14 protein-coding genes and 1 pseudogene are annotated in these 16,580 nt (G+C 61.3%); 11 read left to right on the plus strand and 4 right to left on the minus strand.

Annotated features, from left to right (window positions below; translation table 11 throughout):
• Positions 1-16: 16 nt before the first annotated feature.
• Both BG457_RS13380 and BG457_RS13385 read right to left on the minus strand, forming a co-directional pair.
• Positions 17-1,033, minus strand: coding sequence for a Gfo/Idh/MocA family oxidoreductase (locus tag BG457_RS13380; protein WP_071797660.1), 1,017 nt, complete (start codon positions 1,031-1,033; stop codon positions 17-19).
• Complete coding sequence (locus BG457_RS13385; RefSeq protein WP_071797661.1) at positions 1,030-2,631, minus strand: GMC family oxidoreductase; 1,602 nt, start codon at positions 2,629-2,631, stop codon at positions 1,030-1,032. The genes BG457_RS13380 and BG457_RS13385 overlap by 4 nt, the downstream gene beginning before the upstream one ends.
• Before the next feature lie 567 nt (positions 2,632-3,198).
• On the opposite strand from BG457_RS13385, the gene BG457_RS13390 reads away from it, so the two are divergent.
• On the plus strand, positions 3,199-4,323 hold the full coding sequence (locus BG457_RS13390; protein WP_425434930.1) for a Gfo/Idh/MocA family protein: 1,125 nt from the start codon (positions 3,199-3,201) through the stop codon (positions 4,321-4,323).
• A 55-nt stretch (positions 4,324-4,378) separates the two neighbouring features.
• Here BG457_RS13390 and BG457_RS13395 read toward each other — a convergent pair.
• Positions 4,379-5,263, minus strand: a pseudogene (locus BG457_RS13395) (IS3 family transposase); the annotation flags it as partial.
• A gap of 483 nt (positions 5,264-5,746) precedes the next feature.
• Here BG457_RS13395 and BG457_RS13405 point away from each other — a divergent pair.
• The 4 genes from BG457_RS13405 (at position 5,747) to BG457_RS13420 (ending at position 9,478) form a co-directional block, all read left to right on the plus strand.
• Positions 5,747-6,292 carry a hypothetical protein gene (locus tag BG457_RS13405; protein ID WP_139257744.1) on the plus strand — a complete coding sequence of 182 codons (546 nt, stop codon included), beginning with the start codon at positions 5,747-5,749 and terminating at the stop codon, positions 6,290-6,292.
• 137 nt (positions 6,293-6,429) lie between these two features.
• Positions 6,430-8,181 (plus strand): ATP-binding protein, encoded by a 1,752-nt coding sequence (locus BG457_RS13410; RefSeq protein WP_071797663.1) that lies wholly within the window; start codon positions 6,430-6,432, stop codon positions 8,179-8,181.
• The gene (locus BG457_RS20760; protein WP_425434931.1) at positions 8,166-8,732 is read left to right on the plus strand and encodes a hypothetical protein; all 567 of its coding nucleotides are present in this window, start codon (positions 8,166-8,168) and stop codon (positions 8,730-8,732) included. The genes BG457_RS13410 and BG457_RS20760 overlap by 16 nt, the downstream gene beginning before the upstream one ends.
• A 422-nt stretch (positions 8,733-9,154) precedes the next feature.
• Entirely contained in the window at positions 9,155-9,478 is a 324-nt protein-coding gene (locus tag BG457_RS13420; RefSeq protein ID WP_071797665.1) for a hypothetical protein, read from the plus strand.
• Positions 9,479-9,687: 209 nt separating this feature from the next.
• Here BG457_RS13420 and BG457_RS13425 read toward each other — a convergent pair whose 3' ends face one another.
• The gene (locus BG457_RS13425; protein WP_071797666.1) at positions 9,688-10,452 is read right to left on the minus strand and encodes a DeoR/GlpR family DNA-binding transcription regulator; all 765 of its coding nucleotides are present in this window, start codon (positions 10,450-10,452) and stop codon (positions 9,688-9,690) included.
• 262 nt (positions 10,453-10,714) lie between these two features.
• Here BG457_RS13425 and glpD point away from each other — a divergent pair, with 262 nt between their 5' ends.
• From glpD to BG457_RS13455, 6 genes are read left to right on the plus strand one after another with little or no spacing between them, the layout of a single operon-like run.
• Positions 10,715-12,322: a glycerol-3-phosphate dehydrogenase gene (gene glpD / locus BG457_RS13430; protein WP_071797667.1), complete on the plus strand. Its 1,608-nt coding sequence runs from the start codon at positions 10,715-10,717 to the stop codon at positions 12,320-12,322.
• A gap of 22 nt (positions 12,323-12,344) precedes the next feature.
• Positions 12,345-13,433 carry an ABC transporter ATP-binding protein gene (locus BG457_RS13435; RefSeq protein WP_071797668.1) on the plus strand — a complete coding sequence of 363 codons (1,089 nt, stop codon included), beginning with the start codon at positions 12,345-12,347 and terminating at the stop codon, positions 13,431-13,433.
• An 11-nt stretch (positions 13,434-13,444) separates the two neighbouring features.
• Positions 13,445-14,551, plus strand: coding sequence for an ABC transporter ATP-binding protein (locus tag BG457_RS13440; RefSeq protein ID WP_071797669.1), 1,107 nt, complete (start codon positions 13,445-13,447; stop codon positions 14,549-14,551).
• Positions 14,551-15,423 (plus strand): carbohydrate ABC transporter permease, encoded by an 873-nt coding sequence (locus BG457_RS13445; protein ID WP_071797670.1) that lies wholly within the window; start codon positions 14,551-14,553, stop codon positions 15,421-15,423. The genes BG457_RS13440 and BG457_RS13445 overlap by 1 nt, the downstream gene beginning before the upstream one ends.
• 1 nt (position 15,424) lies before the next feature.
• A complete protein-coding gene (locus BG457_RS13450) occupies positions 15,425-16,279 on the plus strand; it encodes a carbohydrate ABC transporter permease (protein ID WP_071797671.1) in 855 nt (284 codons plus the stop codon).
• A 13-nt stretch (positions 16,280-16,292) separates the two neighbouring features.
• A complete protein-coding gene (locus BG457_RS13455) occupies positions 16,293-16,571 on the plus strand; it encodes a DUF2160 domain-containing protein (protein ID WP_071797672.1) in 279 nt (92 codons plus the stop codon).
• The last annotated feature ends 9 nt before the right edge of the window (positions 16,572-16,580 follow it).

Here is a 16,580-nt window from a genome sequence, read left to right on the forward strand (position 1 = left end):
GCGGCGCATGATCTGCTCAGGGCAGGTCGTATTGTGGACGGACGGCCACGCCTTCCTTGGCCGAGCGTGTGCAGGCCAACGCGATTGCAAGGGCTGCATGGCCGTCCGCCGCCCCAACCGAAGGCGCGCGCCCGGTCGTGACGGCGGCGTGAAACTCGTCCAGCGCATGGGTGAATGAACGGTCATAGCGTTCCAGGAAGAAGTGCTTCAGCGGCGCCTGCGCTTCGGTCGCAGTGCTATTCCAGCGCAGCAACAGATCGTCGCGCTGGTTGCGGGTCTGCAGCATTCCGGCCGTTCCGAAGGCTTCGAGCCGCTGGTCGAAGCCGTAATTGCAGGTCCGCGCATTGTTGATATGCACCAGGGCGCCCGAGGGCATCTTCAGGGTTGTCATGGTCAGGTCAAAATCCCCGTCTGCCCCGATTTCGGGATCAAACATGCAACTGCCAAACGCGACTACTTCGACAGGGCGTTCATTGGCGATCCAGCACAAAAGGTCGATGTCATGAATGGTGGCATCCACGAAATACCCGCCCGACGCGCGCACATACCCGATCGGGGGCGGCGCGGGTTCGCGGCTCCAGCTCATGAGCATGTTGAGCGCGCCGATATCGCCTGCCTGCACTGCGGTGCGCAGGCAGGCATTGTCTGGATCGAAGCGACGGTTGAACCCAAGCATGAAGGGGACCGGATGCTCCCGCAGCACTTGCAATGCGAGAGTAACCTGATCGAGCGTCGTATCGAGTGGCTTTTCGCAATAGATCGCTCTTCCTGCCGCCGCTGCGCGCGCGACATAATCGACATGGGTATCGGTCGGTGTGGCAATAACTACGGCATCGATGCCAGGATCCGCCAGCAAAGCGTCGAGATCGGTCGAAGGCCGGCCGCCATACCGTGCAGCCGCCGCTTCGGCAGCGGCAGGGCGCGGGTTATAGATCGCCTCAAGGCGCATTCCGGGATGTGCGGCAATCCTTGGGCCATAGACCTCGGCCATCCGGCCGGTGCCCATCAGTGCAATGCCGAGCGTGTCCATCATATTGCCCTCTTCAGGTCTTCAAGGATGATTGCCGCTGCCTTTTCCCCGATCATGATTGCAGCGGCATTGGTGTTGCCCGTAACGATACGTGGCATAATCGACGCATCGGCCACTCGCAAACCATCCAGACCATGCACACGCAGCCGCGGATCGACAACGGCATCTGGGCCGACACCCATCTTGCAGGTGCCCACAGGATGCAACAGTGACAGGCCGTTCTGGCGACAATGTTCCAGAAGCGCATCATCCGACTGGGCGTCCGGCCCGGGAGATAATTCTTCGGAGACACAATTTGACATGGGTACCGTCTGCGCGATTTTGCGCGCAAATTTCAGCCCCGCCAACGCTGCCTTACGGTCGGCGTCCGACGCAAGGAAATTGAACCGGATCTCGGGCGCGTCCTCTGGTTTCGGGCTTGTCAGGCGCACATGCCCACGCGAATTGGGGCGCATGTGCTCTGCAAGGATCGTGAAGCCTGGAAACGGTTTCGGCCGGAGCTGCTCATCCGTGCACCACGCCATGAATGTGACCATCATGTCTGGGCGTTCGATTTCGGGCGAGGAATGAATGAAGGTGTTGGAATAATTTCCGTTGTCGGCAAATGGTCCGGTGCGGAACAGCAACCATCGCAGAAGTTGTAACCCGCCCTTGAACTTGTTGTTGTAGAGATCGTTTACCGTCATTGCCACAGTTGAGCGGTATTCGGCCCCTATGCCGAAATGATCCTGAAGGTTTTCGCCCACACCCGGCAGATTGTGGCGTGGCGTCACCCCCATCGCATGCAGCATTTCGCTGTCTCCAATGCCAGATACCTGTAAGAGCTGCGGTGAATTGAATGCCCCTGCCGACAGAATGATTTCACAGCGCGCGCGGGCGGTGTGCGTCCCGGAACGGTCGCGCCATGTCACGCCGACACAGCGCTTCCCTTCCAGTTCGATGCGTTGCACCAGTGCTCTCAGACACAGCCGGATCTTGTCGCGGGCCTTGCCGCGCAGGTAGCCCGTGGCCGTACTCCAGCGCCGGCCGTTGCGGGTGGTGGTCTGGACATAGCCCGTGCCCTTTTGTTGCGCGCCGTTGAAATCGGGATTGCGCGGCACGCCCAGCGCCTCGGATGCGGCGTGAAACGCCTCGCCCAGCACATGTTCGGTTCGAATATCGGACACCGCGACAGGCCCACCTGTACCATGATAGGCGTCTGCGCCGCGCTCCTGATCTTCGCAGGATTTGAAATAGGGCAACACCCCATCCCAGCCCCAGCCCGTACAGCCGGCGGCTTCCCATGCGTCGAAATCCTCGCGTTGACCCCGCATGTAGATCATGCCGTTGATCGCACCCGTGCCGCCCAGAACCTTGCCACGTGGTTGAAACAGACGCCGGTTGTTCAGATGCGGCTCTGGTGCACTGGTATAGCACCAGTTCACCGACGGGTTGGAGTAAAGTAGAGAATATCCAAGCGGAATGTGAATGAAGGGGTTAAGGTCACGCCCGCCTGCTTCAAGCAGCAGCACGGAATGTCCTGCTTCGGCCAAGCGCCCCGCAACAGCACATCCGGCAGAGCCTGCGCCTATCACAATGAAATCATGGACCTCGCTGGTCATCAATCACCCCGGAATTTTCCGGCCCGACGGGCCTTTCGTGTCGCGTTGACAGTGCCATGGCACGCATGTTCGGGGAAACCGCCAAATGTCAGATTTGGATATCGTGCAAATGGCCGCTGGCTGTCAGGTGTGATCCGTTCACGGCAAGGCCGCAATACAGACGCGGCGTCTATGGCCCAAAGCACGAATATCCGATCTGGACGATACGCCGCAGCACGAAGCATAGCATAGCGGCTACAGCACCAGTTGACTGCCGGATTCCCGTATAGAAGAGCATAGCCCGGCGCGATGTGGATGAAGAGGTTGTGGTCGCGCCCATCCGCCTTGAGCACTAGGATCGAGTGACCCGCCTGCGTAAGCCATGCGGCTACGGCACAGCCCGTCGATCCTGCACCCAGGATGATGTCGTCGAATTCCCGCATCTGCGCCTTTCCCTCTTCAGTCTGGGGGCAGACTGCAACAGTCCTCGCGCAAGCCAAACTGCCAATATGTCAGAGATGGACAGAACTGCGGTTGAGCAATCTGTATCAGGGTTCCAAACTGGGCAAGACAAATGAGCCTGGAGGGGTGCAGACATTGGGAAAGCCGCAAATCGGGATAGGGCTGGTCGGATCAGGCTTCATGGGGCGATGTCATGCAAATGCGTTTCGCGCTGTTTCCGGGCTTTTCGATATACCGTTCGAGCCGAAACTGAGAATTCTTGCCGATGCAACGGATGATCTGGCGCGGGACGGGGCGCAGGCGCTTGGGTTCGAAAGGTTCACTGCCGATTGGCAGGAATTGGTGAACGACCCCGAAGTCGGCATCGTTGCCATAACGGCGCCCAATGTGCTGCATGCGCCAATCGCTCTGACTGCCATCGCGGCAGGCAAGACCGTCTATTGCGAAAAACCACTCTCGACGACTGCAGCCCTGGCGCTGGAGATGACAGAAGCTGCAGAGGCCACAGGCGTCACGACGATGGTGGGGTTCAATTTTCTGCGTAACCCGATGATCCGGCTTGCGCGAGAGATCATCACATCGGGCGAGATTGGCGAGATCACGGGGGTTCGCGGGCGACACGCGGAGAATTACATGGCCAGCCCCGAAGCACCGCATTCCTTTCGGACCGATCCGACCGGTGGTGGCGCGCTGGCAGATATCGGCAGCCACATCACATCGATGTTGCGCTACCTTGTCGGGCCAATTGCCGAGGTCCAGGCGGATTGCCGAACCATCTTTCCGACCCGACCCGTTGCGCCAGGCAGCACCGAGCGCGCGCCTGTCAAGGTTGATGACATGACCCACGCGTTGCTGCGATTCGAAAACGGCGCGGGAGGCAGTATCGAAGCCAATTGGGCGGCAACCGCGCGCACGATGGACCTGTCCTGGGAAATAACCGGGACCCTTGGCGCGCTGGCCTTCAGCCAGGAAGCGATGAACGAGCTTCGGCTTTGGTCCGGCATGCCGGGCCGAAACGGCTTCACAAGGGTCGAGGCAGGGCCTGCCCATCCGCCCTATGATGCGTTCTGCCCGGCACCCGGGCACCACCTTGGCTTCAATGATCTCAAGGTTATCGAGGTGGCAGAGTTGTTAACTGCCCATGCGGGTGTCAGAAATCCGGGCCCCGATTTCCGTGAAGCCTATGAGGTGCAGCGATGCATTGAGGCTATGCAGGAAAGCGCTCGCTCTGGATCATGGGTGGCCTTGTGACGACCTGTGCGGTCGCAATCGCCTTTGAGCTGCTGCCGGTTTCGTGGACTGGGGGTTAAGCTAGCATAGCGCGGGCCTCGAACTCTATGGGACTTAGATAGCCCAGTTTCGAATGCCGCCTACGCGGGTTGTAGAAGCGCTCGATGTAGTCGAACACATCCGCACGAGCGTGGTCGCGCGTCCGATAGACCTTGCGGTTGGTTCGCTCGATTTTCAGAGAAGAAAAGAAGCTCTCCATCGCGGAATTGTCCCAGACATTGCCTGCCCGGCTCATCGAGCAGGTAATGCCATTGTCGACCAGGAGGCGCTGGAACTGCTCGCTGGTGTATTGTGATCCTTGGTCCGAATGATGAAGCAGCGCATCTGCTTTTCCGCGGCGCAAGACGGCCATCATCAGCGCATCCATAACAAGTGTGGCGTCACGATCAGCCTTCATCGACCAACCAACAACCCTACGGGAAAACAGGTCTAGGACGACGGCAACATATAGCCAGCCCTGGGCAGTCCAGATATAAGTGAAGTCGGCCAGCCACTTCTGGTTCGGGCGCTCTGCTTCGAAATCCCGGTCCAGGATATTGTCAGCAATCACCGAGCGTTCGCCCTCGTCCTGCGGCTTCCCGCGTCGCTTTGGCCGTGCTCGCAGCGCATTCTGGCGCATCAGCCGCTCGATCCGGTGGAGGCCGCAGATCAGCCCCTCTTCGAGGAGGTCATGCCAGACGCGGCGGGCGCCATAGGTTCGGTCGCTGGCCTTGAAGCTGGCATCGATGGCGGAAACGAGCCTGGCGTCATAGATCGCCCGGTCGCTGAGGGGACGGTTGAGTCAGGCATGGAAGCCCGAACGCGAGACTTCCAACACCTCGCACAACCAGCTGACTGGCCAGATATGGCGGTGCTTCGCGATGAAGGCAAACCTCATGTCGCATCCCTCGCGAAATATGCTGCCGCTTCCTAAGAAACAGCCGCTGTGTCTGGAATGGGCGCCAGTGCAAATCCGAGGGTCCTGGCGCGGCGCTGGAGGTTTGCGAGCACGCGTTGTTGGTGTCGTTCATCATAGGCCGCCGCTCCCTGATCCTGATAGGTCATGCCATGCCGAACAGCGTTGTAAAACAGCACTGCGATCTTACGCGCCGTGGCCGTGACCGCCTTTTGCTTGCCGATACGCGATGAGAGTCGTCGGTAGAATGCGCCCAAGGCCGTGTCACCTCGGCCAGGCGCATTGGAACGGCGTGTCCGGGGTTTGCACAAAGTGTTTTTCCGGCGGTATTCGGCATTGATCGAAGGCCCACAGATCGCCGCCATCTCTCCGGAGACCGGTCACTTCGAGGCATGTGACGCGATACCGGCCTGATCCTCTCTTCCTTGTCAGATTCAGCGCGGGACAGGCTCCTTGCCCCGCTGCAAATTCTCATTTTGGGAGGCTATCATGCCCTGTCAGCTGTCTCTTCCCGGCTTGTCCGCGCCTGCAACCCCGGCCAGCGCATCGCATATGTCGGCCAGTTTGCTGCATTATCCGGATGTCAGTTCTGATGTCCTGTGCCAGAACGCAAAGACCTTGGGCCATGCCGCCGAGCTTTTTGTTGACAGCGTTTTCGCGCGTCTGGGCGTTCCTGCCGCAGACTTCGCGGAACACTCGCCCTTCGATCGCATGATCTGGATCGGGCCCACCTGTCTGCGCGTCCAAGTAAAGGGACGCCACCGGATGACCGATGGTGCCTATCATTTCGACATCAAGCGCGGCTATCAGCGCGGCCCCAATGGCACGCGGGCGGATGACCGGGGTGATTTCGACCTGCTCGCACTCGTCGCGCTGCCGCATGATATCGTGAAGTTCACTGCCGGCTGGTCGAAATCGCATGCGATCCGGGGCCATGAGATATCCGGCCTGCGCAACAGGCCCGGGGCTTCGCTCCAGCAGGCGCTCGATGATCTGGGTCTGTCAGGAACCACCCGCGCACCCTGCGCGATCTGACCGAGCCAACCTTCCTGTCCAAACCAATGACACCTGACCCCACCCTAGGGTCTGGACGCTCCCCTAGTGTTTTCCAGAAAGGCGACCACATGCCCAAGAAGCCCCCTTCGTCGGACTCTCCTCGCAAGCAGAAGATCATGGCGGACGCGACGCATGATCTTCATGCCTCCGCGACCGATACCGCGCCCTCGGCCGCTGACATCAACGAGGACTGGAAGAGTTTCGCCGCTGACATTCTGGATAAATTGCTTGCAGGCGGGCATGAGCGCTGGTCGCACAGGATTGTTCCGGGTGCCGCGCATCTTAAGTGCTCGAACTCAAAGCAACCCGCCCCCCGCAAAAAAATGGGCGGGACGGATCGCAGTGGCTGGCACGGTGCTGACGATATCGACTCGCTTCTTGACGAGATTGCGACCGAAGATTTCGACTCCCCGCTGTCACCAAGTACCAAACGAGAAGACCTCGCCCCGCGCGGGTATCTGCCGCAAGCGGCGGCGGCTATCGTCGCAGTCCAGCTTGCGCGTCAATTCGAGAGCGCGACACGGTTGAGCCGCGCGCTTTGCGCCCGCGGTGCGATTATCCATCTCGCGACAAGTGCGCCCGAACTCGAAGACATCACCCGCAAGACCCTCGATGCGCTGTTTGAACCGGAGGTCTCTTGCGCGGCACTCAGCGCGCCGCGGTTCTTCTGTCTGGGCGATGCCATGGCCTCGGCATCGACATCGAAATCCGAGGTCTTCGGCGCATTTGATGCCGGATTTCGGGACAGTCTGATCGAAAACCGGACGATTGTGGTGCTCGCGCCCAAGCATCAACCCTTGCCGCCTGCCTTGGCGGCGCTGATCACGCAGCGGATCGCGCTGACTGAACTTGATGCCGCGATGCTGTCAGAGGTGCTCGCGCAGCTTTTCCCGGATGCAGCGCCAACCGACATTGATGACGCTGATCCCGCGATTTCGAACGCGACGCCGGAGGCCCTGACGCTCTGCGCGCGGGACGACAGTCCTGAGGCGGCCCTGGCACAACTTCGGGCGCGCAGCGAACGTCCAGTCGCGAATGGTCCCGGGCTCAATGATTTCCCGCTCACCCCGGAGGTGCGCGCGCCCCTCGATCAGTTGATCGCGGATATGCAGGATTGGCGCGCCGGCAAGATCGGCTGGTGCGATGTGCAGCAGGGGATCCTGCTTGCAGGGCCGCCCGGTTGCGGCAAGACGCAAATCCCCCGCCTGATCGCGCAGTCGGTCGACATTCCGGTATTTTCCGGATCGCTCGCGAGTTGGCAGTCTGCGAGCAGCCGGTCCTCTGATATCATCCGGGAGATGCGTGCGGCATTCACCAAAGCGATGGCGTCATCTCCGAGCATTCTCTTTATTGATGAGCTGGATAGTTTCGGCGACCGTATGCGGGCGGAAGACCATAACTCGGCATGGACCGACATGATTGTTGCCGGTCTCCTCGAGGCTCTGGATGGGTATCACGGTCGCGAAGGTGTGGTCGTCATTGCCGCGACGAACCATTTGCACAAGATCGACGCCGCGCTGCGCCGCCCGGGCCGTTTTGACCGGGTTGTGTTCATCGATCACCCCAGCCTGGAGCTGATGCCACAGGCGTTCCGTTGGCACCTCCGGGACGATCTGCAGGGGGTCGATCTGAGCGATGCCGCGATGGCCGCAACTGGGATGACCGGTGCCGAGGTCGCGGCGACAGTCCGCGAGGCGCGCGCCATCGCGCGGCGGCGCAAGGAACCGATGACGTTGGACGATCTGATGGTCGCCATTCGCACCGCCGCCCGCGGGTTGACGATGCCCTCCATTGGCGCATCGCCGTCCAAGAATGCGGTCACGCCATCGCAGGTCATCTGGTCGGGCAGGCCATTCCGAAGCTTCTGACCATCAATGGATCCGGCGGCGATGCAGCGATGCTGCGGCGCCCGTGCGCGGGCACGAAGTCGGATTACGAGAATGACCTGATCCTGCTTCTCGCGGGCCGAGCCGCCGAGCGCCTTATCCTGCAAGAGCCCTCAGGCGGGTGCGGAGGGGATGAACGCTCTGATCTCGCGCAAGCCACCAACGTCGCGACAGCGATTGAAACGAGTTATGGTTTAGGGGCGAGTGGCACAGTCTGGCAGGCATCACCGGAGCACGCTGCCGAGCGGCTGCGGTTCGACCACCCCCACCGGGATCGGGTGCAGGCTCATCTCCTGAAGGCCGAGGCAGAGGCCACCCGCATCCTGCAGGCCAACCTGTCACATCTGGAGGCCATGGCGAAGAGCCTGGCCGCTAACGGTGTTCTGACCGGCCAGTGCCTCCGGGACCACCTCGACCAGCTACCTTCCGGGCCAGCCGTTACCGCCTCATCAGATGAGCCGCCCCAGACCGCTTCCTCCGCCAACGCTCTCGCAGACCACCGTAACATCAACCCCCCGGTTGATGGGATTTAAAGAATACCGCGCCGACGAGGCGCGGGGCGTCCCTCACTGAACCTTCACGCAGTCGGGGGACGCAAAACAGGGTCAGCTCTGAAAATCACTTGACCACCCTTGAAATGGTGTGACGGTGTATCACCGGACTGTATCACCACTGATCCCACCTGGGTAATTTCTGGTTTTACTTCAGTCGCTTACAGGATTCCGATTTCTAGCTCCGTTCCCTACCGCCGGAGCCATTCTACCCCTAACCGTCTGAAAAGACTGACGTCCAGAGCGCAACCCCGGTTGTCTCTCGCACTGATGCCGCCGCAAGGCGCCGCGCCGGAATCCGGCGCTGCACGCAGGGCCACCGGCAATGTCGTACCACCATGCCGGTTTACAAATCTCGCGCGAGACCCCATCTATCCGCCATCCTTGCGTAAGGCCCTCGCGACATGCGCCTCATTGCCCTGATTCTGGGTTTTCTGCTGGTCCTGTCCAGCCTTGATCCGGGGCAGCGCGCCTCCGGCGGGGCGGTCTTGTCGGATCTGCAGCCGGTCGGCGCCCTGTCCACCGGGGCAGAGATCCTCGCGCGCGGCGAATTCCGTTCCGAAGCCGATCCCGCAAGCGGCCCTTACGGCCTTCCGGATCAGGGTTCCGCCGTCGGGCTGGCCGTATTGCGCGCCTTTGCCCTTCACGGAGAAATTGCGCATGCGCTTGGGGACGTCCCGCGCCTCCTCGCCCAGCACCCCGCCCGCGCCCCGCCATTCCTGATCTGACCCCCGCGCATGCACCTGTTCGCAGGTTCACTCCTCATTCTCATTCAGGAGGTCGCAGATGGATACGCTGCGTCTATGGCTCGTGGTGGCATTCTTCGCCGGAACCCTGATCTACACGGTTCTTGTGATGATTCTCCACCCCGTCTGATCCCCGCATGCCGCGGTCGCGCCACAGGGCAGGGGCAGAACCTGTCCCGCAGCGGACCGTCTCAGATTCCGGCTACATGCACCGAAACCCCCCATGCCTTGCAGGCCGCGTCAAGCCCGCTCGGCAAGGGGGCATCCGTGTAGAAACTGTGCATATGCGCCAGCGAGCCGATCCGCGCCGGGGCGCGCCGACGGAATTTCAGATGATCGGCCACCAGAAAGCTGCGCCGCGCCTGTTTCAGGATCGTCTGGCTGACCCCCACTTCCTGAATGTCGAAATCCAGCAGATCGCCATCCTCATCCAGCGCCGAGCAGCTGATCACCGCCAGATCGAACTTGAATTGCTGGATCGCCTGCACTGCGACCGTGCCCACCAGCCCGCCATCCGCGCGGCGCAGCAGCCCGCCGACCACGATGATCTCGCAATTGGGATTATCCACCAGAATATTCGCCACATTCAGATTATTCGTCAGCACCATGATATCGCGATGCCCCAGCAGCGCGCGCGCCACGGCTTCGGTGGTGGTGCCGATATTCAGAAACAGCGAGCAGCCATTGGGAATGTCGCGCATCACCGCCTGCGCGATGGCGGCCTTGCCCGCCTCGTTCAGATCGCGCCGGTCCTGATAGCCGATATTGGCCACTGTCGAGGGCAGGATCGCACCGCCATGAATACGCTGCAATCTGCCCTGTTCGGCCAGTTCCGCCAGATCGCGCCGGATCGTCTGATGGGTCACGTCAAAATGCGCGGCCAGATCCTCGACCGAGACGCGCCCGTCCCGCCGCGCGATGATCTGGATGTCGCGAAGCCGCTCGGATTGTGACATGGCGCTTTCTCCTCGTACCGGCGGAATGATTCGACTCAGGTGGGCCCCCGGTCTCCTCCCGCCGGATCCGCGATGTTCGTTTTCAGCAGCATGGCATATGTGACGAAAAAAACCATAGGAACAAAACTAAAACAAAGCGCTTTGATTTGTTCGTTAAAAATAAATCGAACATAAATGGGCCAATATCGAAAAACCACTTGCGGAAAACGAACACGCTGGACTAGCCTCTTCCCACAGTTGCTGCTACGCTTCGGGAGGGCGTATGTCGCCATTCAATGCATCTTCGACACCGGGCGAGCCGGTCCATGATCTGCTGATCATCGGCGGCGGGATCAATGGCTGCGGCATTGCCCGCGATGCGGCCGGGCGCGGTCTGTCCGTGGTGCTCTGCGAAAAGGGCGATCTTGCAGGCGCGACATCCTCGGCCTCGACCAAGCTCTTTCACGGCGGCTTGCGCTATCTGGAATATTTCGAATTCCGTCTGGTGCGCGAGGCGCTGATCGAGCGCGAAACCCTGCTGCGCGCCATGCCGCATATTTCATGGCCCATGCGTTTCGTGCTGCCCTATCACAAGGATATGCGCTTCGAGAGCGACACGCCGACATCAAAATTGCTGGGGCTGTTCATGCCCTGGATGAAGGGGCGGCGCCCGGCCTGGCTGATCCGGCTTGGCCTGTTCCTTTACGACAATCTCGGTGGGCGCAAGATCCTGCCCGCCACCTCGACCCTGAACCTGAGCGGAACTGCCGAAGGCGCCCCCCTGCAGGAGCGCTTTGCCAAAGCCTATGAATATTCCGATTGCTGGGTCGAGGATTCGCGGCTGGTCGTACTGAATGCCCGTGATGCACAGGCGCGCGGCGCGCGTATCAAGACCCGCAGCGAAGTGGTTTCGGCCAGCGTGGAAAACGGGATCTGGCAGGTTGCTGTTCGATGCGACGGCAAAACGAAAACGATCCGCGCCCGAATGCTGGTCAATGCCGCCGGGCCTTGGGTCGGCGAGGTGATCCATGGCAAGCTGCGCCTCAACAGCCGCGAGAATGTGCGGCTGGTGCGCGGCAGCCATATCGTCACCCCGCGCCTCTATGATCATGACAAATGCTATTTCTTTCAGGGCACCGACGGGCGCATCATCTTCGCCATCCCCTATGAGCAGGATTTCACCCTGATCGGCACCACCGATGCCGAACATGACGACCCCTCCCGCGCCCCGGTCTGCACCGAGCAGGAGCGCGACTATCTGTGCAATTTCGCCAGCCAGTATTTCCAGCGCCCCGTCACGCCCGCCGATGTGGTCTGGACCTATTCCGGCGTGCGCCCGCTCTATGATGACGGGGCAAGTTCGGCCACTGCCGCGACGCGCGACTATACGCTGAAAATCGACCGTTCCAGCGGCGCGCCGGTGCTCAATATCTTTGGCGGCAAGATCACCACCTACCGGCGGCTGGCGGAATCGGCGCTGGAGAAGATCGGCACGGTGCTGCCGCTGACGCAGGGCAAATGGACAGCAGGTGTCGCGCTGCCGGGGGGGGATTTCCCGCATGACGGGGTGGCGGCGCTGATCGCGGATCTCAGGCGCGACTACCCGTTCCTCAGCGATTTCTGGGCCCGCCGTCTGGTGCGCGCCTATGGCACCGAAGCCCGGCGCATTCTGGGACAGGCGCGGGGCGTCGCTGATCTGGGGCAGGATTTCGGCGCCACCCTGACCGAGGCCGAGGTGACATGGCAGATGACCCGCGAATATGCCCGCACGCCCGAGGATGTGCTCTGGCGGCGCTCGAAACTCGGGCTGCGACTGGACAAGACACAGGTGGCCGCGCTGCAGGACTGGATGGCACGCCATCAGGAGCAGGTGCTGCGCGCCGCCGGATGAATCGATTGAGGGAGGAGAACAGATGTCGCTGATATTGGAAGGCGTCTCGAAAAACGTCGAGGGGCAGACCCATATCTACCCGACCGACCTGACGCTGGAGCGCGGCACGATGAATGTGCTGCTTGGCCCCACGCTCTCGGGCAAGACAACGCTCATGCGGATTATGGCGGGGCTCGATGTGCCCGCGAGCGGGCGCATCCTCTGGGAAGGGCGCGACGTCACCGGCATGCGCGTGCAGGATCGCAAAGTGGCGATGGTCTATCAGCAATTCATCAATTACCCCTCGATGAGTGTCTATGACAACATTGCCTCGCCGCTGCGGCTGATGGGCGTGTCCAAGGCCGAGCGCGACCGCAGGGTGCGCGAAGCCGCCGATCTGATGCAATTGACGCCGCTGCTGGATCGCAAGCCGCTGGAGCTGTCGGGCGGCCAGCAACAGCGCTGCGCGCTCGCCCGCGCGCTGGTCAAGGGCGCGGGACTGGTGCTGCTCGATGAACCGCTGGCCAATCTCGATTACAAGCTGCGCGAGGAATTGCGCGCCGAAATCCCCCGCATTTTCGAGGAATCCGGCGCGATCTTCGTTTATGCCACCACCGAACCCGAAGAGGCGCTTTTGCTGGGCGGCAATGTCGCGACCATGTGGCAGGGCGAGGTCACGCAATTCGGCCCCACCCCCGCTGTCTATCGTCAGCCCAAAGACGCGATCACCGCGCGGGTTTTCTCGGATCCGCCGATGAATTTCACCCGCATCATCAAGGCGGGCGACAAGGTGAGCTTCGGCGAAGGCCAGACTGCTGCAGCCAAGGGCGCGCTGGCCAATCTGCCCGATGGAAGCTACCGCGCGGGCTTTCGCCCCGATCACCTGCATCTGCACGGCCAGGACGGGGATGCGTTGCAGTTCAGATGCACCCTGAAAGTGACCGAGATCACCGGCTCGGAAACCTTCGTGCATCTCGACCATGCGGGCGATCCCTGGGTGGGGCTGGTGCATGGCGTGCATGATCTCGAATTCGGGCAACCGATCGATGTCTGGCTCGACGCCGCCCATGTCTATGTCTTTGCCGAATCCGGCGATCTGGTCGCACCTGCCACTTTCGCGACCGCGGCCTGAGGGGGAACAGCATGGCACAGATCACACTCGACAATCTGGCGCATTCCTATCTGCCCAACCCCAGGGGCGAAGAGGATTACGCGCTCAAGCAGCTTGATCACGTCTGGGGCGATGGTGAAGCCTATGCGCTTCTGGGCGCGTCGGGCTGCGGCAAATCCACTTTGCTGAACATCATCTCGGGGCTTTTGGTGCCCTCGCGCGGGCGCATCCTGTTCGGCGACCGCGACGTGACGCGCGAAGATACGGTCGCGCGCAATATCGCGCAGGTTTTCCAGTTCCCCGTCGTCTATGACACGATGAGCGTGGGCGACAATCTGGCCTTTCCGCTGCGCAACCGCGGCATGGATCCGGCCTATATCGCCGCGCGGGTCCAGAAAATCGCCTCCATGATCGGCATGGAGGAGATGCTCAAACGCAAGGCGCGCGGGCTGACGGCGGATGCAAAACAGAAGATCAGCCTCGGGCGCGGCATGGTGCGCGAGGATGTGAACGCGATCCTCTTTGACGAGCCGCTGACCGTGATCGACCCGCATATGAAATGGGAACTGCGCACCCAGCTCAAGGCGCTGCACAATGAATTCGGTCACACCATGATCTATGTGACCCATGACCAGACCGAGGCGCTGACCTTTGCCGATAAGGTCGTGGTCATGCATGACGGGCGCGTGGTCCAGCTTGGCACGCCCGAGGAACTCTTCGACACGCCCGAACATACATTCGTGGGCTATTTCATCGGCTCGCCCGGCATGAATCTGATCGAGGCCGAAGTGTCCGGCAATACCGCCCATTGCGCGGGCCATGCCATACCGCTGGGCGGGAGCTACAAGCCGCTCAAGGGCCGGGTGCAGATCGGCATCCGCCCCGAATTCGTGGCGCTGGCCAGCGGCGACGAGGGGCTGCCCGTCACGATCAGGCGCGTTGAGGATGTGGGCCGCCACCAGATCCTGCGCGCGGAATTCGCGGGCAAGCCCGTCAATGCGATCCTGCCCGAAGGCATGTCCGTGCCCGCCGATAGCAACCGGCTGAAATTCCGGCCCGAGCGGATCAGCGTCTATGTCGATGACTGGCGTGTGACGCCCTTGCACGCTGTCTCCAACCCGCAAAGAGAGGCCGTCTGATGGACAAGATTCAGAACAACAAGGCGTGGTTCCTCGTCCTGCCCGTGCTGGTGCTCGTGGCCTTCTCTGCCGTGATCCCGCTGATGACCGTCGTCAATTATTCGGTGCAGGACACATTCGGCAATAACGTGTTCTTCTGGGAAGGGCTGACCTGGTTTCAGGACGTGCTGACCTCGCGGCAGGTGCATTCCGCGCTGGGCCGCCAGCTCATGTTCTCGGGCATCATCCTTGCGATCCAGATCCCGCTCGGCATCCTGATCGCACTCTGCATGCCGAAAAGGGGCGTCTGGGCCTCGGTCTGTCTGGTGCTGATGGCGCTGCCGCTTCTCATCCCGTGGAATGTGGTCGGCACGATCTGGCAGATCCTCGGCCGCACCGATATCGGCGCTCTGGGCTACACGCTCAACAGCCTCGGCATCAACTGGAACTATTCCCGCAACCCGGTCCATGCCTGGATCATCGTCGTGACCATGGATGTCTGGCACTGGACCTCGCTGGTCGCGCTGCTGGCCTATGCTGGTCTGCAATCCATCCCGCAGGCCTATTATCAGGCCGCCAAGATCGACCAGGCCAGCCGCTGGAAAGTGTTCCGCTATATCGAACTGCCCAAAATGCAGGGCGTGCTGCTGATCGCGATCCTCTTGCGCTTCATGGACAGTTTCATGATCTATACCGAACCTTTCGTCGTCACCGGCGGCGGTCCCGGCACCGCGACCAGCTTCCTGTCCATCGACCTTGTGAAAATGGCGCTCGGACAGTTCGACCTTGGCCCGGCGGCGGCCTTCTCGATCATGTACTTCCTCGTGATCCTGCTGGTGAGTTGGGTGTTCTACACCGTGATGACCAATCTCGACAAAGCGGAGGGCCGGTAAGATGGCTGTAACCACCGACAGTTACGCGGCCTCCGCGCGCAGCTTTGCGCTGCCCAAGATCCGCACCCGCCATGTAATCATGGTGCTCTATCTCGCCTTCATGCTGATCCCGATCTACTGGCTCATCAAGATGAGCCTGCAGACCAATCGCGAGATCATGGGGGGGTTCACCCTCTGGCCGCAGAACCCGACGCTGGACAATTTCCGCACCATCCTGACCGATCGCAGCTGGTATATCGGCTATATCAACTCGATCACCTATGTGGTGATGAACACCGTCCTGTCGCTCGCGGTCGCACTACCCGCCGCCTATGCCTTCTCGCGCTACCGCTTCCTGGGCGACAAGCATCTGTTTTTCTGGCTGCTCACCAACCGCATGGCCCCGCCGGCTGTCTTTGCGCTGCCCTTCTTCCAGCTTTATTCCAGCGTGGGCCTGTTCGACACCCATATCGCCGTGGCGCTAGCACATACGCTCTTCAACGTGCCTCTGGCTGTGTGGATTCTGGAAGGCTTCATGCGCGGCGTGCCCAAGGAAATCGACGAGACCGCCTATATCGACGGCTATTCCTTCCCGCGCTTCTTCGTCAAAATCTTCATGCCGCTGATCGCATCAGGCATCGGCGTCGCCGCCTTCTTCTGCTTCATGTTCTCATGGGTGGAACTGCTGCTCTCGCGCACGCTCACGGCGGTGAACGCGCAGCCCATCGCCTCGATCATGACCCGCACAGTCGGCGCCTCGGGCATCGACTGGGGAGTGCTGGCCGCCGCCGGGGTGCTGACCATCGTTCCGGGTGCGCTGGTGATCTATTTCGTCCGCAACTACATCGCCAAGGGCTTTGCCCTGGGCCGCGTCTGAGGGAGAAAAGACCATGAACCTCAACTGGATGGCATGGACCGGGCCCACGGCAATCTTTTTCATCGTGATCGCCTGCCTGCTCTTGTTCTTCACCTTTCTGGCGATCCGCTACCCCGAAACCCCGCGCCGCGGCATCCTGATGATCGAGACAACACGCGGGGACCGGCTCTTCATCACGCTTCTGGGCTCAGCCTTCATCAATGCGGGCTGGCTGGCCGCAAGCGGTCTGCCGCAATGGTGGGCCTTGGGAATTTGCGCACTTTACGCCGCAGCGGTGTTTCGCTGGGTGTGAGGGCGCGCA

It is taken from the genome of Natronohydrobacter thiooxidans (assembly GCF_001884735.1).
In the GTDB taxonomy this organism is placed as follows: domain Bacteria; phylum Pseudomonadota; class Alphaproteobacteria; order Rhodobacterales; family Rhodobacteraceae; genus Roseinatronobacter; species Roseinatronobacter thiooxidans_A.

Excerpts from the sequence above, each read along its gene's own strand:
- BG457_RS13380 (WP_071797660.1), bottom strand. The coding sequence starts at position 1,033 with ATGATGGACACGCTCGGCATTGCACTGATGGGCACCGGCCGGATGGCC.
- BG457_RS13385 (WP_071797661.1), bottom strand. The coding sequence starts at position 2,631 with ATGACCAGCGAGGTCCATGATTTCATTGTGATAGGCGCAGGCTCTGCC.
- BG457_RS13405 (WP_139257744.1), top strand. The coding sequence starts at position 5,747 with ATGCCCTGTCAGCTGTCTCTTCCCGGCTTGTCCGCGCCTGCAACCCCG.
- BG457_RS13410 (WP_071797663.1), top strand. The coding sequence starts at position 6,430 with ATGGCGGACGCGACGCATGATCTTCATGCCTCCGCGACCGATACCGCG.
- BG457_RS13420 (WP_071797665.1), top strand. The coding sequence starts at position 9,155 with ATGCGCCTCATTGCCCTGATTCTGGGTTTTCTGCTGGTCCTGTCCAGC.
- BG457_RS13425 (WP_071797666.1), bottom strand. The coding sequence starts at position 10,452 with ATGTCACAATCCGAGCGGCTTCGCGACATCCAGATCATCGCGCGGCGG.
- glpD (WP_071797667.1), top strand. The coding sequence starts at position 10,715 with ATGTCGCCATTCAATGCATCTTCGACACCGGGCGAGCCGGTCCATGAT.
- BG457_RS13435 (WP_071797668.1), top strand. The coding sequence starts at position 12,345 with ATGTCGCTGATATTGGAAGGCGTCTCGAAAAACGTCGAGGGGCAGACC.
- BG457_RS13440 (WP_071797669.1), top strand. The coding sequence starts at position 13,445 with ATGGCACAGATCACACTCGACAATCTGGCGCATTCCTATCTGCCCAAC.
- BG457_RS13445 (WP_071797670.1), top strand. The coding sequence starts at position 14,551 with ATGGACAAGATTCAGAACAACAAGGCGTGGTTCCTCGTCCTGCCCGTG.
- BG457_RS13450 (WP_071797671.1), top strand. The coding sequence starts at position 15,425 with ATGGCTGTAACCACCGACAGTTACGCGGCCTCCGCGCGCAGCTTTGCG.
- BG457_RS13455 (WP_071797672.1), top strand. The coding sequence starts at position 16,293 with ATGAACCTCAACTGGATGGCATGGACCGGGCCCACGGCAATCTTTTTC.